We start from the raw sequence: 22,508 nt of genomic DNA, 5'->3' as shown, positions 1-22,508 counted from the left end.
TTGATTGGCCCGCCGGGAATCGGAAACCGTGCGGGTAACTGGCTGACTCCGAAATGCCTGGAGTCCCTGTAGCTTTGCGTAGCCGGATCGCTCCGGGGTTGCCAACTGCTGATAACGGTCGCGAGTGGATAATCTTGAGTCGACTTCGCTATAGTCGTTCATCGTCGTGCCGCGAAAGGAGATGAATCATGTCGAGCCCACAGGTCTGCGCGGGTGCCACGCTGCAATGTTCGTTCGGCGGCGCGCCCGCGGTGCTGAACGTATTGCCAGTCAATCGCACGCTGGTTGGCGGCGTGCCGGCCGCGACGATTGCCGATTCGATCCCGATCGTCAACATCACGCCGTTCGCGTTGTGCCAAAGCGCGGCCAACCCGACGGTCATCGCGGCCACGGCGGCCGCGCTCGGCGTCTTCACGCCGATGCCGTGCGTGCCGGCCACGCCTGCACCCTGGCTACCCGGCGGGGGCGCCACGGTGCTGGTCGGCTCGATGCCCGCGCTCGATGCGCAAGGCACGCTGATGTGCATCTGGGGTGGCGTCATCAAGGTTACGCAGCCGGGGCAGGTCAGCACGCTCGTTCCCTGATCCTGATTCCGATTCGCCGGGGCATGCGCTGGAGCGATCTTCGGCTCATGCTTCGGCTTCCATCGGTTTGCCCGACAAGCCTTGCCACCAGTGTTTCCAGCGCGCGACGGGCTTGCCGTTCGCGTCGAGCGGCCGCCCGTCGCTTGCATAGCGCCACGCGGGTTCGACGGGCTTGCCCGCGTTGTACGCCTGGCGTTCCGCAAGACGGCCGTTGGGATGGAACCGCCGTAGAACACCTTGCAGCTTGCCCTGGCGATAAGTTGCCTGCTCCAGCACCGTGCCGTCGGGCAGCCGCGTTTTGCATTCGCCGTGCAGCAGGCCGTTCGCGTAGTTGGCCTCGCGCTGTATCGAGCCGTCCGGCTGGTAATACACCGCCTTGCCGTGCAACTTGCCGTTCTCGTAGTTCAGTTGTGCAGATGGTTTGCCGTCCGGGTTCATCATTGTCGCCGGGCCGTGCAGGACCCCATGCGCGTAGCTCAGCAGCGCGACCGGCACGCCGCCGGCCAGCACGCGCGCCGAGCCGTGCAATTCGCCATCGAGCGTCGTACCGTCGATGCGCGAGTCGCCGCGCTCGATCGTCACGTTGCGAACAGATTGCGTAGCCATGAGGCGTGCCCCAGTCAGTTGATCTTCACGATGCCGCCCTTGACGGTCAGCATGCCGCCGCCGTCCACGGTCTGCTCGACGGCACCCTTGTTCGTCACGCTTTGCCCCTCGTTCGAGAGCGTGCCGTCCGACTTGTTCGTGAGCGACGTTCCGGCCTGATTCGTCAGCGACATCGCGGCCTGATGGGTGATCGATCCGTCGCTCTTCGCGCTCAGGTTGCCGCCGCTCTGCAGCGTGAGCGTGCCGCTCACCTTGATGGTGAGATTGCCGTCCACCGTGAGCGTCATGTTGCCCGTGACGGTTTGCGCGAGGTCGCCCCCCACCGTGCGTGTTTCGTTGCCGCCGGCTTTCACGGTGCGCGCACCCTTGATGTCGACGGTCTCGTCGCCGGTTTTCACGGTCACGCTGCGATTACCCTGTTCGACCGTCAATGTGTCGTCGCCTTCCTTCACCGTATGCGTGCGCGCGTTCTTGATCGTGCTCGTTTCGTCGTGGCCGATCGTCCACGCGGCGTCGTTCAGCACGTTCGCGTTCAGGTCCTTCTGGGCCTGCAGAAAGACTTCTTCGCTATCCTGCTTGTCTTCGAAGCGCAACTCGTTGAAACCGCCGCCGCCCTTGGACGTGTTCGATTTGATGCCGGACTGCGTCTGGTTGTCGGGCAGCGTATAAGGCGGCAGGTTGGCACCGTTGTAGACGCTGCCGGTAATCAGCGGACGGTCGGGATCGGCGTCGACGAAGCTCACCACGACTTCGTCGCCCACGCGCGGCATGAACTGCATCCCGAACCGCTTGCTGGCCCACGGCTGCGCAACCCGTATCCAGCACGAACTCTGTTCGTCGTTCTTGCCGTCGCGATCCCAGTGGAACTGGACTTTCACGCGGCCGTACTGGTCGGTCCACAGTTCCTCGCCGCTCTTGCCGACCACCGTTGCCGTTTGCGTGGGCATGACCGGGCGAGGCGTGATACGTGCGGGGCGCCATGTCGTCGTGGCCGGAAACGCCTCGAAGCGATTGCGATAGCGATTGTGATCGGCCTCGTGCACCACGCTGCGTACAACCCATTCGACGTTCGCGCTGTCGTCTTCGTGATCCGCGAGCGTGAAACGGTAGCCCGGCGTGAGCGCACGGCAGTCGCTTTCGCCAACGAGCTGGCGCGTCGGCGTGCGCAAGGCGTCCACCCGCTGTTTCGCGAGCGTGGATGCGCTGTCACTGGTGGTGTAGCGGCCCGGATATTCGTAAACCGTGTAGCCGTTCGACGCGGCTTGGGCCTGCGAGTACAACTGGGCGGACGGTGTTTGCCACGCGTAGTCGCTATGTGCGAACAGGCCTGCGGCGGTGTCTTCCACGATCTCGCAGTAGAAAATCTGCGCCATCTCGCGCGCCGCGCTGGTGCCAGTCGTATAGGATAACGTAGCATTGCCGGGCAGCGTCGCGAAGGCGTCGTTGCTGTCGGCGATCACGAGCGTATGGCTGCCTGCCGCGTGGCGGAAGAAGTAGAACCAGCCTTCCTCTTCGCACAGGCGGCTGACGAACGCGAAATCGGATTCCGCATACTGCACGCACCATTCGCGCACTGCGGCCGTGCCGGTCAGCGAAAACGAGTAATCGGTCATCCCGTGTCCGGCGAACACGGCTTCGATGATCTGCTGGGCCGTCTTGCCCTGGAAGATGCGGTTGTTGTACGAGAGCGTGAGCAGCCAGGGCCACGAGCGCAGCTCCAGCGCGAAGTGGCTTGCGTCGACGGTCGAGGGCAGCATGGCGGCGCGCGTGCAGACCGCGTCGATGAGACGGGGCGCGTCGCCCCACGCGAGCGAGAGGGTGGTGTGGTTGCCCGTCATCGTGGCGGGCGCGACGGCCGGCAAGCCGCCTTGCACATGCAGACTCAGTATGGCGGGCGTGTCCAGCGCCTCGCGGGCTTCGAGACGATTGGGAAAAATCGAACTGAAGGCGGAGCCGGTCAGGCTCATGCGTGCGTTGGTATCGGCGGAAACGGGACGGTTCATCGCGGAGTTGGAGGGGCGCGATCAAGGGTTATTCGAGTGCCCACTGGGCGAGCGTGCCGACCAGTTCGTTCATGAGCACGTTGTCGATCTCCCGTGCCCCGGCGGCGCGGCAGCGCGCGAGCACGGCGTCGATGATGCCTTCGTCGAACGCGAACTGCTTGCCCGTGGCGTCGCGATAGCGCGCACGCAGTTCTTCGAGTTTCTTCTCGATGATGGCGCGCAGCACGGTGTCGTCGAGCGCCGCGTAGGGCACGGCCGTCATGCGCGCGAGAAAGGCCGGGCGAAAGACCTGTTGCAGCGCTTCGTGAAGTCGACGCGCAAACGCATCCGAAGCGAGCGCCGCCGCGGGCGTATTGAGCAGCAGTTCCGCGCCCACGTTGCTGGTCGCGAGGATCACGGTGTTGCGAAAGTCCACCACGAGCCCGGTGCCGTCCTCCATCACGCCCTTGTCGAACACGTTGTAGAACGCTTCCAGTACGTCGGCGTGGGCCTTTTCGATTTCGTCGAGCAGCACGACGCTATAGGGACGCCGGCGCACGGCCTCGGTGAGCGTGCCGCCGCTCGCGTAGCCCACGTAGCCCGGCGGCGCGCCGCGCAACTGCGAGACGGCGTGCGCTTCCTGGTAGGCCGCGAGATCGATCACGATGAGATTGCGCTCGCCTCCGTATAGCGCGTCGGCGAGCGCGTAGGCCGTCTCGGTCTTGCCGACGCCGGTGGGCCCGACGAGCAGAAAGACGCCCACGGGACGCAAGGGGTCGGCGAGCCCCGCGCGCCAGGCCTGGATGCGCTTCGCAATGCGTTCGAGCGCGGCGTCCTGCCCGACGATGCGCTGGGCAAGACGGCCCTTGAGCGTGCGCACGGCATGCACTTCGTCCGCGAGCATCTTGCCGACGGGAATGCCGGTCCAGCTTGCAATCACGGCCGCGATGGACTTGGAATCGACACAGACGGGCACCATCGGGTCGTCTTCGCGGATGGCTTCGAGACCGCTTTCGAGGCGCGCCAGTTCGGCGGCGAGATCTTCGCGCGGGTCGGCGGCGGTTTCGGCCGCGTCGTTCCCGGCGGCTGAGGCTGCGGTGAGCCTGGCCGCAGTCTCGTCGCGCGGTTGGGTGTCGAGTGCGGCAATGCGCCTGCGCAGCGCCAGAATTTCCCGCACGGTGGCCGCCTCGTCGCGCCAGCGCGCTTCGAGTTCCTGAACGAGCGCGGCGTTGCGGGCGTGCTCGCTTTCGAGCGTGGCGAGCCGCAGGGCGTGATTGCCGCCCATCAGCATTTCCGTGCGCAGGCGCAGCAATTCGTCGTCGAGCGCGCGCTGGCGGTGTCGCGCCGCTTCGAGCTGCGGCGGGGTATCGTGCTGGGCGAGCGCGACGCGGGCGCACGCCGTGTCGAGCACGGCAATTGCCTTGTCGGGCAACTGGCGTGCGGAGATGTAGCGATGCGAGAGCTTCACGGCATCGACGATCGCGGCGTCGAGGATCGTTACGCTGTGATGAGCCTCGAACCTTGGCGCGAGCGCGCGTAGCATCGCGATGGCCGTGGGCTCGTCGGGCGCTTCGATCTGCACGAGCTGGAAGCGCCGCGCGAGCGCCGGATCGCGTTCGAAGTACTTCTTGTATTCGAGCCAGGTCGTCGCCGCGATCGTGCGCAGTTCGCCCCGTGCAAGAGCGGGCTTGAGCAGGTTCGCCGCGTCGCTGCCGCCTTCGGCGCCGCCCGCGCCGATCATCGTGTGCGCTTCGTCGATAAAGAGCACGACAGGACTCGGCGAGCGCCGCGCTTCGTCGATCACCGCGCGCAGACGCCGCTCGAATTCGCCCTTCAGTCCCGCGCCCGCCTGCAGCAGCGCGAGGTCGAGCATGCGCAGGGAAACGTCCGCAAGCGGCGGCGGCACGTCGCCCGCGGCGATCCGCAGCGCGAGGCCTTCGACCACGGCCGTCTTGCCCACGCCGGGCGCCCCGACGAGAAGTGGATTGTTCTGCCGGCGCCGCAGCAGGATGTCCACCGTCTGGCGGATTTCGGCGTTGCGGCCCACGATCGGGTCGATGCGCCCGGCTCGTGCTTCGGCGGTCAGGTCGAGCGTGTACTGGTCGAGCATGGCCGGCGTCGGCTCGGGGGCGGCCAGGTCGGATCCCAGCTCGCTGAGCGCGGCCCCTTCGTCCGCGGCGACGGGTGGCGCGGCAGGGGAAAGCGCCTCGATGGGGGCGAGCCAGACCGCAAAGTTGGCGCGCAGCGCGGCGCTCGCCACGCGCGTTAGCGCAGGTGCGCAGTGGGCTGCCCGCGCGCGCAGGGCGTCGTTTTCAAGGAGCGCGATGAGCAGCGTCGCGGCGCGCACGCGCGGTTGCTGGAGCACCACGGTGGATTGCACGAGCGCGTCCTGGAGCCACACGAGCAGCTCGGGCGAAAACGACGGCATGCCCGGGTTGCCGCGCTTGAAGCGCGCCAGGGCGGTCCGGATCTCGGCGGAAACGACCGTGCGTTCCACGCCGAAGTGGGGCAGGACGCACGCGAAGTCTCCGCCCTCGGTTTCGACGAGTGCGAGTAACCAGTGCTCGACTTCGACCACGAAATGCGATTCGCGCAGGCACTGCTGCGCCGCGCGTTCCAGCGCCTCGCGCGGCTCGCGCTCGAGACGCGCGACGAGGGACTTGAGATCGAGTGTCACGGCGCGGGTGCGGCAGCGAATGCCGTATCCGGCGGAGTGGCGTCGCGCGGCGCAAGACGCGTGAGGCGCGCCGGCGCCGTTTGGGCGGCGCCGCTCCAGGCGGTCCAGCCTAGCCGCAACGGGGCATGGCGCGACAGGATCGCGCGTTGAAGTTCGCCCGCCGGGACCTGCAGTTCGAGATGCACCTGCAATTCCGCGCCGAACCAGGCGGCGGCCAGGGCATGCAGCGCGGCGTAAGCATGCGCTCCCGGCAGAAATGCTTCGTATTGCTCACGGTTCAGCGGACCGAGGCGTACCCGGATGCCGCGGTGCTCGTCCCAGATGCGCGTGCCGGCCACCGCGTCCACCCCGATGCGCCGGTTGCGGCCCCCGGTGCCGATTGCCGTGCGGCTCGCGGCGGGCAGCGTCTGCCAGCCGCCCGCGAACGGCGTGGAGCGCACCGGCACGCGGAAGTGGTGCAGCGCCATCACGTCGAAGCCGGCGAGCGAGCGACGACGGTTCGCGAAGAGGCCTGCGCGCGCGAGCAGCGCACGCAGGTCGGGCGAGTCGCCAAAAACGGCGGGCTTGTCCACCTTGGGCGGCGAGGCCCAGACGAGCCCCGTGACGGCCCGCAGAACGACATCGGCAGACCGCGTGAGCGTGGCAGGCAGCGGCTCGGCGCTGCGATATTTGCGCTGCGTGTGATAGAGAAGCGCGAGCAGCCGGTTCTGGAAGATATCGAGGAACGCCGTTGCGGCGCTGTCCTTGCGGCGCAGACGATCCTGCAGCCATTCCTGCCAGGCGCCGGGCAGCGGGCCGTCGGGCCCGCCCAGCGCGAACGAATTGACCTGGAGCTGGGGCTGTCCGGCTCGCTTTGCGGCAGATTCACCGCGAGTTTCAGGGCCCGCGCCAGCACCCGCGTCGGGCTCGAGCGCGAGCGAGCGCGGCAAACCGCGCCGCAGCGGCCCGAGCGCGCTGGCGGGAAACGCGGGTGAGAGCGTGCCACTCAGCGCAAGGGCTTCCTGCCGCGGGTCGAGCCCAGTGCCCGGCGGTTGCGCGTTCGGCCTCAGCAGTTCGAGGAGTCGCACGGCCTGCGCGAACTCGAACGCGTGCGGCTCTTCGAACAGCCGCTCGGTCAGAGTACGAGCGGGCTGCCCGTCATCGGCCGCCATGTGTGGATCTCCCGACCGTCGCATACGAGCGAGGTCTGCACGAAACGGTTGACGCTCGCGTAGAGCGAAAAGAAATGCGCGAGCACGCCGGAGAAGAGCACCGGGCTCGTGCCGACAAAGCCGGCTTCGTCGAGTTCGAGCCGCACGCCCAGGCCGCTGCGCCAGCCGCGCCAGCTATCGGACCCGACGTGCGCCACGACGCGCTCGCTCGAAATCCGGGTGATACCGGCGATCTGGCGTTGCGCCGGGGCATGGTCGCCGAGATTGTGCAGCACGAGCATTTCGCGCAGCGTCGGCACGGCATCCGGGCCTTCGACCAGCGAGACGTGGTTCAGCACGAGCTGGGACACGAGGCGCCAGCGCGAGCTGCCGTCGAGCGTGGCGACGATCTGGCGCGTGGGGCGATGCGCGAGCCGCACGCTGGCCACCGGGCCGGGCACCTCGAACGAGAGCGCGGCGTCGGGCGCGAGCCGGTGCGCGAGATGCCGGTTGGTGCACAGCAGGTCGGCGGTGAGCGTGCGCATGGCGGGCACGGCGGGATCGAACCGCGTGTCCACGAACGTGAGCATCACGTCGCTGCCCGGCCGCGACGGGTGCAGCCCGCTCACGCGCCGGGTGTGCCAGTAGACGTCCGAAGCCACGCCGTGGCGCGCGCCGTACCAGGGCGGCACGTCGGTCACGGTGCGGCCCGCTACCATGCGCACGTTACGTACTGCGTAGATCTCGGTGCACGATTCGCGGTGCGAATCGGGGCTCACGCGCATTTCGCGCGCCGTGCCATCCGGCCGTAACGGCTCCGACGTGCGTGCAAAGAGGTTGAGCGCAGGTGCGCAGCCGAGAGCGAAATCGCGGGGATGTAACGTGAAGCGGCCGCGCGGACCCGCCGCGAAGCCGACGACGAGGTGGATCGCTTCGCCCGCTTCCGGCGGCGGCTTGAACGGCAGGTCGAAGAAAGCGAATTTCTCCGGGAATGCGAAGTATTCGACCAGCAGGCGACAGGCCGGATGGGCACCGTCTTCGAGCGGCAGGAGCGCCTCTTCCTCGTCGAAGCCCACCGGCGCGGGCAGGCCGCTCTGGCGATGCAAAGCGCCGTCTTCCGTTTGTAGCCACACGGCGGTGCTATGGGCGCCCAGCAGATCGTAGAGCGCCGCGACCGTGACGGGCGATCCCGCGAGCCGCACGCGCAGGCGTTCGATCGGCAGGGCGCCCAGCGCATGCGGGCCGATGCCGCGCAATGTGAGGCGCAATGCCGACTGTAACGACGCATTGCCCGTGAGGGCCTGGGCTTCTTCCGCGTCCAGCAGCCGGACTGCGTCGAAGGCGAGCGGCCAGAGCGTGACCTCGGCGCTCGTGCGCCAGTGGATCGTCGTGCCGCTCGCATCCACGTGCAGGAGCGGCGTGCCGCGCGGCACGCGATAGCCCGCGGCAATGCTGCCTTGCGTCGGGTCCGGCTCGAACTGCACGATCGTCATGGACGGCACCGGGCGTGAAGCGTACGGGTAGAACTGCTCGAGCAGGCCGTCGGTGAGCGTGGCGTATTCGTCGTCGAGCGTGCGCTGGATGCGAGCCGTCAGTACGGCGAAACTTTCTATCAGGCGTTCGACGTGCGGGTCGGCGCTCTCGCCGGAGCCGAGTTCCAGCCGGCGCGCGATCTTCGGGTAGCGCTCGGCGAAGCTCTCGCTCGCGCGGCGCAGCCAGGTCAGCTCGCGCTGATAGTAGTCGAGCAGTTCCGGGTCAAGCGAGTCGTTCATCGACGATCCCGATCGACTGCGTTTCGCCATCCAGACCGGCGATGTAGGTGACGGGATGCTCGACGCCGTCGTTGCCGCGCAGCGTGCCCATGATGCGCAGGCACAGGCGCCAGGGCGCGCCTTCGTCGGGTTCGATTTTCACGCGCGGCCCTTGCAGGCGCGGCTCGAATGCGCGGACGACTTCGGCCACCTCGCGCTCGATCACGGCCCGGTCCTCCGCACGCGCCGCGCTCTGTGCGCTCCAGTCGGGCAGACCGTAAAGCAGCACTTCCGGCGCACGCGGCACGCGCGGCGTGCCGCGGCGCGTGTTCAGGAGGCGCAGCAATTCTGCGCGGACGGACGCGCGCAAGCCCGCCGCGTCGAGCATGCGCGCGGCGAGTTCGTTGCCGCGCTCTTCGAGCTCGAAAGGGGCGTCGTCGGCGAGCCGCTCGAAGAGCGGCATGGGCGCGATCAGTACGACAGGACGGTCGTTCGGCATGGGCGGTGTGCGCTGCCTCAGTTCCCCTTTATTTCACGACCTTGTTCGCGGCGAGATCCCACGTCGAGGCCGCCGTGCCTTCCTTGGAGCCGTCGTCCTTCTGCGAGGTCAGCTCCCACTTGATCTTCGTGAAGTTCAGCGAGAGCGTCTCCACCGGCTTGCCGCCCGCGCCGCCCGACACGCTGACGTTGCTCAGCACGACATTGTCGAGGGTATAGGTGATGAAGGGCATGATCTTGCCGTCGCTTTCGGCGGCGTTGCGGCCCACTACGACGGACGCCGAAGCAATGGCTTTGCCGCCGCAGCAGTATTCGTTGAGCGTGGGCGTGGCCACGTCCACGAACTTCGTGACGGTGAATTCGCCGATGTGGGGCTTGCCCGACGTGCGCTCCGAATTGCTGACGTCGTTGGTCACCTGCATGGCCACGTTGTGGCTATAGGACATCAACTCGATCTTGTCCGTGTAGCCCTCCAGCGTGCACTCGCCTTTGATGTCGCTGCCGAGGTCGAGAATGATCGAATCCATGGTTTGCTGCTCCCGGGACAGGGGGAACCGCGCGGGCCGCCATCGCGGCGCCGGGCGTGTTCAGGGGATGGAGGCGGCGAGGCGCCGCGGTCGTAAGGATAACTTGGCGATCAGGCGGCCGCGGGCGGCGGCAAGGTCGCGACGAGCCGGATCGACGCGGTGAGTTCCTCGAGCTGGAAATGCGGCCGCAGGAACACCGTCGCGCGATACGCGCCCGGTTTGCCGGGAACCTCGGTCACGTCGACGCGCGCTTCGCGCAACGGATACTGCGCCTTGATCTCTTGCGGCGCGTTGTCGTTGACGAGCACGTAGTCGGCGATCCAGGTGTTCAGGTAACTGCGCACGTTATCGCGCGTCATGAAGCTCCCCACCTTGTCGCGCATGATCGCCTTGATGTAGTGCGCAAAGCGGGAGGCCGCGAGAATGTATGGCAGCATCGCCGAAATCCGGGCGTTCGCGGTCGCCTCCGGCGTGTTGTACGCGACCGGCTTGTTGGCGGTCTGTCCGCCGAAGAACACGGCGAGGCCTTCGTTCTTCTTGTGGACGAGGGCGATGAAGCCGAGCGCGTCGAGCTCTTTCTCGCGGCGATCGGTGATCGCCACTTCGGTCGGGCACTTCATGACCTTGTCGCCCGAGGCCGTCTGGAAGATATGGTCCGGCAGTTTCTCCACGGCGCCGCCGCCCTCCACGCCGCGAATCGCGGCGCACCAGCTATATTGCGCGAAGGCGTCGGTGATCCGCTGGGCGAGCGCGTAGGCGGCATTGCCCCACAGATACTTCGTATGGTCCGTGCCGTCCACGTCTTCGAAGAAGTTCATGCCCTCCACCGGATTGCTGTCCGGATGGTAGGGGCGGCGCATCAGGATGTGCGGCAGCACGAGCGCGACATAGCGCGAGTCCTCGCTCTTGCGGAATTCGCGCCAGCGGTGCATGTCGATCGTTTCGAAGATCTTCGAGAGGTCGCGCGGCACGCCGAGTTCCGTGAAGCTAGTCATGTCGAAGAGCTGCGCATGCGCCGCCGAAATGAACGGGGCGTGCGCGGCCGCCGCCACCGAGGCCAGCTTCTCGAGCAGACTCACGTCCGGCGTCTGGCGCGTGAAGTAGTAGTCGCCCACCAGCACGCTGAACGGATGACCGCCGAACGTGCCGTACTCCTCTTCATAGATTTTCTTGAAGAGCGCACTCGTGTCGACGTCGATCGCTTTCTCCAGATCGTTCTGCAGGTCTTTTTTCGAGGCGTTCAGCAGACGAAGCTTCAACCGCGAACTCGTTTCGGATCCCTTGACGAGGAAGTGCAGCCCGCGCCAGGACGATTCGAGCGCCTGCATGTCGGGGTGGTGCAGCACCTCGTTGAGCTGCTCGCTGATCAGCTCGTCGATCTTGCGGATATGGTCGTTGATCATCGCCACCGTGTCGCGGCTGATGGTCATGTTCTTGTCGAGCACCTGCAGCGCGAACTCGGCCAGCAGTTCGCGCGCGTGCTGCTGCTGTTCCTCGTATTGCGCCATGCGGCCTTCGTGCACGATGCGATCGAGCAGCGCGACCGGTTCCGCCTGCGCTTGCGCGGCGGCCTGGATATCGGACATGAGTTTCTCCTCGCGTAGCGGCCGTTTGGCGGCGTCATTCGCCGCTCAGTTGGCCACGCAGTTAGCGGCCCGGCTGGCCGCGCAGTTGACCGCGCAGTCGACCGCGCGGTTGACCACCCGGTCGGCCGCCTGATTGAACGCTCAAGCAGCCGGCGTTTCGCCGGCGGGCGGCTCCGGCGCGTCGCCCGGCGGCGGCAACTGGGCGGGCGCGGCGTCCTGCGGATGGGCCGAGCGGATTTCGTTCAAACCCTGCGGGTCGTGCACGACTTCCTGGAGGAGCTTGTCCAGTTCGTCGTTGCCGTCGAGCTTGGTGAGGAGGTCTCGCAGGCGCAGACGCGCATCGTAGAGCTGCTTGAGCGGCGCGATCTGCTGGACGATGTTGACGGGATCGAAGTCGTCGATGTTCTCGAACTTCAGTTCGACGTTGATCTTGCTGCCGTCTGCGGCGAGCGTGTTGTCGACCTGCAGTACGGCGCGCGGGCCGATCGACTTCATGACGTCGTTGAAGTTGTCGCGGTCGATGTCGACGAAGCGCCGCTCCGTCATTTTCGGCAACGGCTCGGCCGGTTTGCCGGACAGATCGGCCAGGATGCCGACCACGAGGGGCAGCTCCCGCTTTTCGATGGCGTTGCCGGTTTCGACGTCGTACGTGATCTGGACACGCGGTGGGCGGTTCCTTTCGAACCAGTGCTGGGTACTGTCGGCCATGGTCACCTCGGAATTCTTTCTTTTATTGCATAGTCGAGTGAAAGAGGCCTGTGCGCATATCGAATGCAATGCGGCATGCCCCGATGTCGTATACGAGGTGCGGAGGGTTCTGCCGCAAGCAGGGTTGGCGCGATGACACCGCTTCGCTCGCCAGTGCTGCGTGACCTCGGGGATCGACGGTCACGACTTTAGGACAGGAAACAACAAAGTTCAAACAATATTTACTGCGCATGAATTGGCGTGACTTTCACATTGCTTTAACGAATTTCATGAATAGATCCGGTAATAAATCGTTATTGCACGAGCGTCATTCCGGCTTGTAGACTACGCGCGAAGCTGCCGGCATGGAAAACATGCGCAATGATTAGAAATACGAACCAGCATGAGGGGATCCGCGTGAGCGATGGAGATCGTGGCGGACCGGAGGCGACGCACACAATGGGGCTTGCGCAGTGATCACCACGCTATCGGTCAACACGCCGTGCACGGCCAGGGCGCCGCGCAGGGGGGGACTTGCCGCGCTCGCGGCGCTCGCCGTGTGGGGTCTCGCCGGCTGTTCCGCATCGCTGCCGAAGGTCGAGGTGGACACGCTGGCGATCGCGGTGTCGACGCAGGCCAATCTGGACACGCCTATAGCAGTCGATGCGGTACTCGTTCGCAATCCCCAGTTGCTCGATGCGTTGCTCGGCTTGCCGTCCTCGAAGTGGTTCGCGCAGCGCGACCAATGGCGGCGCGATCATCCGGATGATCTTGCCGTCGTGTCCTACGAGGTCGTGCCGGGCCAGCAGATCGCGGCCACGCCGTTCGCGTTCGGAGGCAAGCGCGGGGCCGGCGTAGTCGTGTTCGCAAACTACCAGACACCGGGCGCGCACCGCGTGAGGCTCGACATGGGCCCTGCCAATGCGCTGCTGCTATTAGGCGATCAGGACCTGAGCGTGCAGGCCGCACGCTGAATGAAGGCACATCGAGGCGACCACCTTCTCCGCTATGCGCATCCCATTTCCCGATCCGGTCTGCTGGTTCGACGGCATGCCTTTGCTGCCGCAACACTTTCAGACCCAGGCGCTGCACGCGGCAGGTCATGCCGCGTTGCTGGCCAGCGCAGCGCGTTCCCATTACTGGGGCGTGCTCTCGCTCGAGTACGACGCGGCGGGCCTCGCCCAAGGCCTCGTGCGTATCAGCGCGCTGGAGGCGATCCTGGCCGACGGCCTCGCGATACGCCACACGCCGCTCGATCCGGTGCTGGAGGTCGACGTGGCCCGCGCGTTCAGCGAGCCCGATGAAGCCGTCACCATCTATCTCGCGGTGCCGCCGCTTTATCGGAGCGGGCAACTGGACCCCCAGGCGGGGCGCTACCGGCAGCGCGAAAGCACGGACGTGCCGGACCTCGTCTCGGGTGGCGAGCCCGCTTCGATCACCACCTGGTCGCCGCGCCTGCATCTGATGACGGATCTCGGCCGGCACGAATTCGACCGGTTGCCGCTCATGCGCCTCAAGCAGCAGGGCGGCGGCGTGGCGGTGACGGAGTACGCCGCGCCGTGTCCGTTCGTGCGCGCCGACTCGCTGCTCGGTCAGCGCGTGATGCGGGTGCTGATGCGCGTGCGGGAGAAGTGCGTTTTTCTCGCGGGGCGGTTGCAGGCGGCCCAGCGCGCGGAGGAACGCGACGATGCCGCGTTGATCGAGCGTCAGCTCTGCGCGCTCTGGACCCGCTTGCCGGAGGTCGAGGCGACGCTCGCCACGGGCGTTGCGCATCCCGCCGAGCTTTACCGCGCGGTCGCCGGCATGGCGGGCGCACTCGCCGCGCTGCGTCCCGCGCACGGCGTGCCCGCCTTCGCGGCATTCGATTACATGGAGTTGCTTGCATCGTTCGATCCGCTGCTCGAATGGACGGAGGATGCTCTTGCAACCATACGGCAGGGCTATCGCGTGCGCGCGTTCAACGCGGAGGGAGGCAGTTTCTGGATTGCGCCGCCGTTTGGTGGTAGCGGTAGTAGCGGCGGCAGCGTGCCGCGCGAACTCGTGATCGGTTTGCGTATGCCTCCCGACGCCGGCGAACACGATGCGAGCCAGTGGCTCGATCAGGCCGTGGTGGCGTCGCGTCCCCATGTGGCGACGCTCGCGCGCCAGCGCATGCGCGGGCTGTCACGGCGCCGGCTTGCGCGCGAAGAGCGCTCCGCGTATGCCACGGGCGACGACACGACGCTCTTCATGCTTTCGTCGGAGGAAACGTGGTTCGACCGCACCCAGCCCTTGTGTATCGAGGTGCGGTCCGCCGCTACGGGGCGCGCTCCCTGGGCGGTGCAACTGTTCACGCCGTCCGACGATGGAGACGACGATGGCCGCCGATCCGGAGCCGGCGATGTTTGACTCCGCCAACAAGGATCAGGAGCGTTTGCCGCTGACGCGTGCGTTTGTCGCGGCGTTCGCGCACGCCGAAGAAGCGCGCGCGCACCTTGCCGAGCGGGCCGGACCGGCAGGAGAGACCAGCGCCGCCGACGACGGCGGAGCGCGCCCCGATGCCCGGCAGCAAGCCGATGCGCTGGCCACCCAGTTGCAAGTCGCCACGCGCAAGCTCGCGCGCGATGCGATGGCGTGGACGGGGGCGGCGGGCGAAGCGGACATCGCCGCCGCGCAGTATGCCTACGTCGCGCTGCTCGACGAACGGCTGCTGTTTTCCGCGTGGCCCGGTGCGAGCGCATGGGAAACGCAGCCGCTCGAGGCGCGGATTTTCGGCACCCGTTCCGCGGGCGAACGCGTGCCGACCGCCATCGAGGCCTTGCTTGCGCAACGCGATCCGTCGCAGCGCGATCTCGCGAACGTCTACCTCGCCTGCCTCACGTTAGGTTTCAAGGGACGGCTGCGAGGCGAGGCCGGCGCGCTGCGCCACGATCAACTGCGCCATGCGTTGTTCGCCTTCGCCATGCAGCGCGATCCCGAACCCGAACGCCTCAGCGCGCCGCTCGAACGCACCGCACTGGCACCGGGCGAGGTTCGGCCGCTCGGCCAGATGTTTCCGGATCGCGCGCGCCTCGCGCTCCTCGTGGGGGGCGGTTGCGCGGCGCTCATCGGCATGTCGGAACTGCTGTGGCTCTTCGCGACCGCGCCCGTGAGGCCCGCGCTCGATCGGTTCGAGGCGATTTCGCTCGTGGCGGAACGTCCGACCCATGTCGATGCGACCACGACCTCGGGCGTGGTGTTGCCGCGTGCAGAGAGGCAGGGCGCGGTGCACCCGCTGGCGCCGTTCGGCGGCAGTGCGCCGTGGCCTTCCACCAGCGTGCCGCAGACGCCTGCCACGCCGACTGTTTCGACAACGCCGGCCGAAACGCTCGCGCTGGCGCCTCCGGTCGCGGTGCAACGGGTCGTCGCCGTTACCGTCGGTGCGCATGATGGCACGCGTGACGGCACGCTCGATGGCGCTGATGCGAGCGGAGATTCGCTGCAGGCGGGAGCGCGGCCATGACGAATACGCTCGTGACGGTCCTCCTCGTCCTCATCGCGCTTCTGCTGGCGTGCGTGCTGATTGCGCTGCTCATACGCTGGTTGCGCGGGCGCGACGAACGCCAGCCGTTGCGTAGCTTCAACGCCGTGATCCGCGCCGTGCATGCCGCCATGGGCGTGCGCGACGCGTACTCCGTGCCGCGGGTGCTGGCGACGGGAACGCCGGCGGCGCTCGACGCGCTCGCGCGTAGCTGGCGCCTCGCTCCGGTTGGCGAGCCGGCATGGTACGGCCGGGTCTGGCACGACGCGGAAGGGATCCTGCTCGCGGAGCCTGGCGACGTGCTCGGCACCGCGGCCGAGCGTCGGCGCGGCGCCTGGCGGCGGCTCACGCGCGCGCTGCTGCGCAACCGTCCCGGTCGGCCGCTCGATGCGCTGCTCTGGGTGGTGGCGCACGACACGCTGATCGACGAAAACGGTCAACCGCGCGCGGACACGAATGCGGCGATCGAGGCCTCGCGGACGCTGATCGCGCTGCAGCGGCAGTTGGGGCAAATGCTGCCGCTCTACATCGTGGTGACCGGCTGCGACGCCGTGCCGGGCTTCGACACGCTCGCGGCGCGGTTAAAGCGCGTGCGTGCGGAGACCCCGCTGGGCTGGGCTTCTCCATACGCGCTGCGGCGCACGTTCGAGCCGGCGTGGATGGACGACGCCTTTGCCGATCTGTGCCGCGCGCTCGCGGCGACCATCACGGAAATGGGCACGCTCGACGGCGCGCTGGACGGCGATGTCTTCCTGCTGCCGCAGCGCCTCGATGCCCTGCGCGAGCCGCTGTGCGAGCACATCGAGCCCGCGTTGCGCGGGGCCGCGGACGGCACCGCGCCGCTCATGCGCGGCATCTGGTGCGTGGGCGCGGTGCCGCGCGCGCTGGATGCGCTCGCGGCCGAGCCGGGCGAACCCGCTGCCGCCGCGCCGCCGGTCTTCGCGTCGCGCCTTTGGCACGACCTGCTGATGCGGGGGCAGGGCCTTACCGTCGCCATTCCGCGCGTGCTCGCCCTGCGGATGCGGCGCTACCGCGTGGCCACCGCGCTGGCGATCGTAGTGGGCTGCTTATGGAGCGTTGGGCTGGGCGTGGCGACCTGGCACGTACGCAGCGACGCGCATGCGCTGGCGGGCGCCTACGACACGCTGACGCTGGCCGGCGTGGCATGGCACGAATCGGCGGCGAGCGACAGCGAAGCGGCGGCGAAGCGCGTGCTCGGCAGCGCGGCCGATACGTTCGTCAAGGTGCCGCGCTGGCAGCTTTCGACGCTGTTCATGCCGCTGTCCTGGTTCGGCCTGCGGCAGCGGCTTACCGAAGCGCAGCACCACATGCTGAGCGGGCTCGTGTTCGCACCGCTGCGCGAGCGGCTTGTCAGCCGTCTCGCCAGTCTGAACTGCGCCGACACGACCGCGGCATCCGACCCGTCGGCCAGCGATGCCGCCGCGGCGAGCGGCGCGCGGCGGCCCCAGGATCTGCCTGACTACACCATGGGGACGCGTCTCGTGGCGAATGCCGCGCAGACCGAGCGGCTCGTCCAGGGCTACAACGAACTCGTCGATCCGGAAAGCGGCAACACCGCGATGCTGGCCCACCTCATGCTCGGGACGGCGGGTGCGAGCTTTCCGCCCGATCACGTGCAGGATCGCGCGGAGCTGGACGAAGCCCTGCGCGTGTACGGAGCCGACGACGGGGCGCTGCCGTTCGACGGCACCGATGCCCTTGCGGCGCGCGCGCGCACGAGCGTCTGCTTCGAGGAGACGTTCGATCACTGGTTCGACCAGATCTATCTGGACTCCTCACTCACGGAGAACGCAGCGCAGATCCAGTCCATGCTGGGCGACCTCAAGGCGTCGGGCGCGGCGCCCACGACGGCGGCGCTCGACGAACTGGCGACGCGCATCGATACGCTCGCCACCCAGGTCGATACGGCGGACCACGGCTGGGCCGGCGCCCACGGCCAGGAGCTGGTGCCGGGCCTTGGCGCCACCTTCGATACGGCGAAAGGGCTGCACCTGATCGGCGCGGGACCGGTAGCCGCCGTGCTGGAACACGAACAGGGCGAGCAGAGCGCCTTTGCGGCGCGGTGGCTCGCGAGCGGCAACCTGCCGGGCGTCCTGAATTCGAATGCCAGCAGCGGGCTGCAACTCGCGGAAGACCTGCTGCCGCTGCGCGACGCGTTGCGCACCTTGCTCGGCCAGTCGTTCGTCTCGGGCGAAGGCGGCGCCGAGGCCCAGATTCGCGGCGTGACGGCGGATTCCGCCCAGCAGGCGCTCGCGGTGCTGCCCGCGTACAAGCAGTACGCCGCCGGGCTTCTCGCCCAGGCGCCCGAAGCGTGGCGCGGCGCGTTGCTCGCCGCGGCCGGCAACGCCACCGTGCACAGCATGGTGGCGGCGCTATCGGAGCCCGCGGCGCCCGGCACCCCGCGCGACGTGGCGTATGTGCCGCAAACGCAGGCGCCGCCCTTCGACGCCTTGCGCAAGAACGCGCTCGACCTCGTCGATGCCTTCGATTCGCTCGGGCGCACGGATCTCGCGCAGGCGGTCGCGCTGCGCGTGAGCGACGCGGCGCTCGGCGTGCTGCGCTCGACCGACGTCCAGTTGCAATCGCTCGAACCGTTTCGACCGCTGCGCGGCGACTTCTCGGGATGGAACGGCAGCCCGGGCGGATCGCAGCGCGCCTTTGGCGCAGCAACGCCCGAAGCGCTGCAAACCTACCTTGCCGCGCAAGCCAGCGCCGTGTCCGACACGGCGGCCGGTGCCGCGAGCGCGCTCGACTGGCTCGCCACGCAGAACCCGCCGCTGTCCACTGCGGATGCGCATCTCGTGGCCCGCTGGAAGGCATTGTTCGCCGATCTCACGCAATACCGCGCGAGGAGTCCGGCCAGCGCGCTCGTGGCCGTGCCGGCCGTCATCTCCAATCAGCTCGACAAGATGGACCTCGACACCTGCGGCGCCTCGCTCGCTCAGGCGGACGTGCCGCCAACGGGCGACGTCATCGCGAGCGCGGGCATGCAGCTCGTCTCGTCGGCACGCGAGCGCTGCTACCGCTTGCAGATCGGCACCGGCACGGATGCGTACGAACAGTTGCGCAGCACTTTTGCGCGCAACCTGGCCGGACGCTTCCCGTTTTCCGCCGACGCGAATGCACCGGCCGCCGATCTGCGCCAGACGGCGGCCTTCGTGGCGCTGCTCGATGCGAAGCTCGCGGACGCGCAACGCGGCATGAGCGCGGCCGAGGCGAGCGGGGCCGCGCATCCGGACGCGCAGCAGTTCCTCGCTAAGCTCGCGCGCGCGAAGCCGTGGCTCGACGCGCTCGTCGCGCGGGGGGCGGACGGCGCGCTCGTGGGCGTCGACGTGGCGGTGGACTGGCGCATCGATCGCGCCGACGAAACCGGCGCCGACCAGGTGATCCAGTGGTCGGTCGAGAGCGGTGGTCAGACGCTCGCGTGGCCCTCCAGCGGCGGTTCGCCGCTGCGCTGGGCGCCGGGGCAGGCCGCCGCGCTGAGCCTGCGCTGGGCGAAGGACGGACCGTGGCGGCCGATGCAGGACGCTGCCCAACCGACCTTGTCGGTCGACGGCGAGGACGCCACCTGGGCCGCCAACGACACCTGGGCGCTGCTGCGTCTCGTGCGCCTTCATGCGGTACCGGAAGATAGCGCCGAGGGCGCGGGCAACGCGCGCATGCTGCTGAGCGTCCCGGTGCGCGATCGCAACGGCGCCACCCAGACCGCGCGCATGTTCATGCGCGTGGGCATGACGGGGGCGTCGAAGACCGCGCTCTCGTATCCGGACCTGCCGTTCTCGGCGCCGGGGAGCAGCGTATACATCCCGCGAACCGTCAGCTACGGACAGTGGCCGGCCAATACCGAAGCAGGGCACGGATGAAGCCGATCTACGACATCGAAGCGCTCGTTCAGCCGATACCGGGCGACACGCCCGGCGGCGTCTCGTTGCTTCACGATCCCGCGTTCGACGCGATCAAGGCCGCGCGCCGCGAAGACGATCCGGCGTTGCCGGCCGGCATCTGGCAGACCGCGCTGAAAGTGGCCGACTGGGCCGAGGTCGAAGCCGGATGCCGTACGCTGCTGGTGGAGCGCAGCAAGGACCTGACGCTGGCGGCGTGGCTGGGCGAGAGCTGGCTGCATCGATACGGATGCGGCGCGCTGCCGGCATGTTTCGAACTGCTGAGCGAACTCTGTGCGCGTCATTGGGATTGCTTGCATCCGCTGCCGCGCGATGGCGATTATGGCTTTCGTGCCGCGCCGCTGGCGTGGATTTCGCAGAACTATCCAACCCTGCTTGCGGGGCGTGTGGCTCTGTGTGCCGGGCCAGATGGATCCGCGTTGACGCTTGCTCGCTGGGTGGCCACCCAGCGCGAGGCGATCGCCGTGAAGGACCGCAAGGATGTGCCGGCCGCGAAGCGAGAAGAAGCGGCGCGCGCGGCGATGGCGCTGGTGCAGGCGGTGCTGGGCGCTACGCCCGCCGCATTGCATGCGCAGTTGCGGGCCGTTGGCGCGGCTCGTGAGCCTATTGCGAAACTCGATGCGTGGTGCACGCCACGGCTGGGTGCGGAGGCGCCGGGTTTCGCGTCGCTGCTGGAAACGATCGAGCGGATCGAGGGTGTCTTGCGCGAGTGGCTCGCGTTGCATCCGGACTGGAAGGAGGAAGCGATGGTTGAAGTCGCACCGATTCAGGAGTCGCCGGTGGTTGGCATGCCGGAGAGCCGGCCCGTCGAGCGGATCGACAAGCTGCAGTCGCGCGAGGAGGCGTACCGGTTGCTGGCGGTCGTTGCCGATTATCTGATGCGTTATGAGCCGCATAGTCCTGTGCCTTATATGCTGAGGCGGGCGCTGGATTGGGGGGCGAGGCCGTTGCCGGAGCTTCTGCTTGAACTGACGGCGGGGGAAAGAGGTCGGGCGCTGGGCAGTGCCCTGGGGTTGCTGCCTGAGACTGAACAGGGGCGGTAGGGGGAATGCCGAATCCGTCTTTCAGCGGTTCATTGCGCGAACTCGACTATCAACCAGGCACAGGTGCGCTTCATGTATAGAGTCAACCTCGAAAAATTGGCCGAATGCAGCAAGTTGGTCAGCATGAGTTCGTTTGGTGGTGTGGTACCCCATGGCACGAAGGCGTACACCGACTGGCTCAAAGCGAAGCTCAATGAGATTGCGAACTTCCGGGAAGATGGAGCGGGCCAGAAAATCAAAAGCCTTTTAAACGCCCCAACCTGGGAAGACAAACTGGACCGTGACCTGGAAGCGGCGTGGAATGTATCTCTCCTGATGCGCACTGGAGAACTTCATTTTGCCCAGCAAGTCGCCGAAGTGGTTGTGGCGCAGCTCAAAGCAGAAAGGCGGCCGATTTACCCTGTCATTAACTCGGACTGGAAAAGCGACGCCTGGCTTACCGGGCTGGTGTTGGGCACGGAAAGGATGCCGGACTTGAACCCGGAAGGCATTGGCTTTGGTGTGCGTGCCAAACTTATTCCAGAGCAAGAGCACAAGAAGGGATTGCCGCCCGGACAATATGACGTGCTCTATGTCGACGACGCCAGCTACTCGGGAACGCAAATTTTCAATCTTGCGAACAGCATTTTTTTAAGCGGGCTAAGGCCGACGAGAATTTTGCTTATGCTCGCCGGTATCAGTACGCAAGCCATGGGGAAAATATCTTCCTCCAGGCTGTTTAGCGTAGGGAAATGCAAGCCGTTTTGTGATGAGAAGGTGACAACCCAGATCACGAACATATGGGAGCCGTCGCCCGAGACCAGGAGTCTTTTATGGGCATTTTTCGGCGATATGAAACATATCGAGGCCGATCCGCTGACCCTTGAGCCCAAACCTACGACGGGTGAGATGCCTATTTTTTTGCACAACTGCCTGACAATATTGCCTTACAAGATACCGGATTCACTTTCAGTGCCCACTCATCTCTACCTTGCCTACGATCCCATTACCCAGTCATCTGTCTTTGAGTCCGAGGGCGGCCACATTTTCCGCTCGAATGGGCAGGTGAACTATCGAACCATCATGGCGGGAGGGGCGGCGGCCTACGCGACAATAATGACAATGTGAGTCGGGTTGGCTGGCGCTGGCGTTTACCACCCCGGTTCGTGTCCCTGGCACGTCAACATGCAGCCGAGCGCCGCGACAGTTCCTACCGCGCCGAGCCCGGCGCCCACGGCGATATTCTCCACGGCGGTTGCGCAGCCCTGAAGCGACATCGCTGAAGTCAGCAGTGCCGCGAACACAAGGCGCCTGAAAATGCTGCGAAAAGCGGGATGTCCTGTTGACATGGTTCGATCGTCGTCGTGAACGGCTTCATGGCTTGCATGAGAACTCCGAGCATATCGACGCAGATGCAGGGCAATTCCTCAAGCTAGGTCCCCAAAGCGCAACGGCTTACCAACCGTTTCTATTTCGGCAATGCCGGTCGGACGGTCGAGTGACCCCTCACGAAGCGGCGGTCAACGTCGGGCCATCGCCTACACTTGTTCGTGCCATCCGGACGCCGTCCACGCGTTCGCCGAACCTGCCCGCGAGGTCATCGGCGACCAAAGCGCCCGAGGATGGCCGGCGTCGTCGAGTGGGGGCAGGGAGGCGCTCCGGCCTGTTATGCAAATTTTGCATATACCCATGCTGATACAGCATTAGACGACTGCGACCCGCCACTTCATCATCGCGTCTCCGCCATAACGGCGGTCGCCCGCCTGCACAGGGCACCGCAACAAAAAACAGCGCTATCGGCACCCCGCCGACTTGCGGAGACAGGCGCAGCACATCGCCGCGTGCGTACCGTATTCGCCTGCCTCGCTCCCGCGCGCTGTCCATACCGTATTGCATGGGATCCTACCGGACGCCAAAGCGCCAGGTGAGGTCGACAGGAGACAATGTGAATCAATCAATACAACGGAACATCGGCCCGTTCGCGCTGATGTTTACGGGCCTCGGCTCGATCATCGGTTCGGGCTGGCTGTTCGGCG

General features: G+C 66.9%; 16 protein-coding genes and 1 riboswitch. Of the genes, 7 read left to right on the top strand and 9 right to left on the bottom strand.

The window, feature by feature from the left end:
- Positions 1-30: 30 nt before the first annotated feature.
- Positions 31-113: riboswitch (cyclic di-GMP riboswitch) on the bottom strand.
- Between the two features lie 75 nt (positions 114-188).
- Positions 189-584: a DUF4280 domain-containing protein gene (locus tag V8683_RS25875; protein WP_411192884.1), complete on the top strand. Its 396-nt coding sequence runs from the start codon at positions 189-191 to the stop codon at positions 582-584.
- A gap of 45 nt (positions 585-629) precedes the next feature.
- Here V8683_RS25875 and V8683_RS25870 read toward each other — a convergent pair whose 3' ends face one another.
- From V8683_RS25870 to tssB, 9 genes are all read right to left on the bottom strand, one after another.
- Positions 630-1,190 (bottom strand): toxin-antitoxin system YwqK family antitoxin, encoded by a 561-nt coding sequence (locus tag V8683_RS25870; RefSeq protein WP_411192885.1) that lies wholly within the window; start codon positions 1,188-1,190, stop codon positions 630-632.
- A gap of 14 nt (positions 1,191-1,204) precedes the next feature.
- Complete coding sequence (locus V8683_RS25865; protein WP_411192886.1) at positions 1,205-3,193, bottom strand: type VI secretion system Vgr family protein; 1,989 nt, start codon at positions 3,191-3,193, stop codon at positions 1,205-1,207.
- Between the two features lie 28 nt (positions 3,194-3,221).
- On the bottom strand, positions 3,222-5,849 hold the full coding sequence (gene tssH / locus V8683_RS25860; protein ID WP_411192887.1) for a type VI secretion system ATPase TssH: 2,628 nt from the start codon (positions 5,847-5,849) through the stop codon (positions 3,222-3,224).
- Positions 5,846-7,000, bottom strand: coding sequence for a type VI secretion system baseplate subunit TssG (gene tssG, locus V8683_RS25855; RefSeq protein WP_411192888.1), 1,155 nt, complete (start codon positions 6,998-7,000; stop codon positions 5,846-5,848). Before tssG ends, tssH begins: the two co-directional genes overlap by 4 nt.
- Positions 6,964-8,751, bottom strand: coding sequence for a type VI secretion system baseplate subunit TssF (tssF, locus tag V8683_RS25850; RefSeq protein ID WP_411192889.1), 1,788 nt, complete (start codon positions 8,749-8,751; stop codon positions 6,964-6,966). Before tssF ends, tssG begins: the two co-directional genes overlap by 37 nt.
- Positions 8,735-9,229 (bottom strand): type VI secretion system baseplate subunit TssE, encoded by a 495-nt coding sequence (tssE, locus tag V8683_RS25845; RefSeq protein WP_411192890.1) that lies wholly within the window; start codon positions 9,227-9,229, stop codon positions 8,735-8,737. Before tssE ends, tssF begins: the two co-directional genes overlap by 17 nt.
- Before the next feature lie 28 nt (positions 9,230-9,257).
- Positions 9,258-9,755, bottom strand: coding sequence for an Hcp family type VI secretion system effector (locus V8683_RS25840; RefSeq protein WP_411192891.1), 498 nt, complete (start codon positions 9,753-9,755; stop codon positions 9,258-9,260).
- 110 nt (positions 9,756-9,865) lie between these two features.
- The gene (tssC, locus tag V8683_RS25835; RefSeq protein ID WP_411192892.1) at positions 9,866-11,341 is read right to left on the bottom strand and encodes a type VI secretion system contractile sheath large subunit; all 1,476 of its coding nucleotides are present in this window, start codon (positions 11,339-11,341) and stop codon (positions 9,866-9,868) included.
- Between the two features lie 141 nt (positions 11,342-11,482).
- Positions 11,483-12,049, bottom strand: a complete 567-nt coding sequence (tssB, locus tag V8683_RS25830) for a type VI secretion system contractile sheath small subunit (protein WP_411192893.1) — start codon at positions 12,047-12,049, stop codon at positions 11,483-11,485.
- 452 nt (positions 12,050-12,501) lie between these two features.
- Between tssB and V8683_RS25825 the strand changes: the two genes are divergently transcribed.
- The 6 genes from V8683_RS25825 to V8683_RS25800 all read left to right on the top strand — a co-directional run bounded on the left by V8683_RS25825 (position 12,502) and on the right by V8683_RS25800 (position 21,600).
- Complete coding sequence (locus V8683_RS25825) at positions 12,502-13,002, top strand: hypothetical protein (RefSeq protein WP_411192894.1); 501 nt, start codon at positions 12,502-12,504, stop codon at positions 13,000-13,002.
- Between the two features lie 34 nt (positions 13,003-13,036).
- Positions 13,037-14,416, top strand: a complete 1,380-nt coding sequence (gene tssK, locus V8683_RS25820) for a type VI secretion system baseplate subunit TssK (RefSeq protein ID WP_411192895.1) — start codon at positions 13,037-13,039, stop codon at positions 14,414-14,416.
- The gene (locus V8683_RS25815) at positions 14,409-15,509 is read left to right on the top strand and encodes a DotU family type IV/VI secretion system protein (RefSeq protein ID WP_411192896.1); all 1,101 of its coding nucleotides are present in this window, start codon (positions 14,409-14,411) and stop codon (positions 15,507-15,509) included. The genes tssK and V8683_RS25815 overlap by 8 nt, the downstream gene beginning before the upstream one ends.
- Positions 15,506-19,411 carry a type VI secretion system protein gene (locus tag V8683_RS25810; RefSeq protein WP_411192897.1) on the top strand — a complete coding sequence of 1,302 codons (3,906 nt, stop codon included), beginning with the start codon at positions 15,506-15,508 and terminating at the stop codon, positions 19,409-19,411. Before V8683_RS25815 ends, V8683_RS25810 begins: the two co-directional genes overlap by 4 nt.
- Positions 19,408-20,493 (top strand): type VI secretion system protein TssA, encoded by a 1,086-nt coding sequence (gene tssA, locus V8683_RS25805; RefSeq protein WP_411192898.1) that lies wholly within the window; start codon positions 19,408-19,410, stop codon positions 20,491-20,493. Before V8683_RS25810 ends, tssA begins: the two co-directional genes overlap by 4 nt.
- Before the next feature lie 72 nt (positions 20,494-20,565).
- Complete coding sequence (locus tag V8683_RS25800; protein ID WP_411192899.1) at positions 20,566-21,600, top strand: hypothetical protein; 1,035 nt, start codon at positions 20,566-20,568, stop codon at positions 21,598-21,600.
- Positions 21,601-22,508 lie beyond the last annotated feature (908 nt).

It is taken from the genome of Paraburkholderia sp. AV2, from assembly GCF_054968425.1.
The sequence above is the reverse complement of the archived record's forward strand: the minus strand, read 5'-3'. Positions and strand labels throughout refer to the sequence as shown.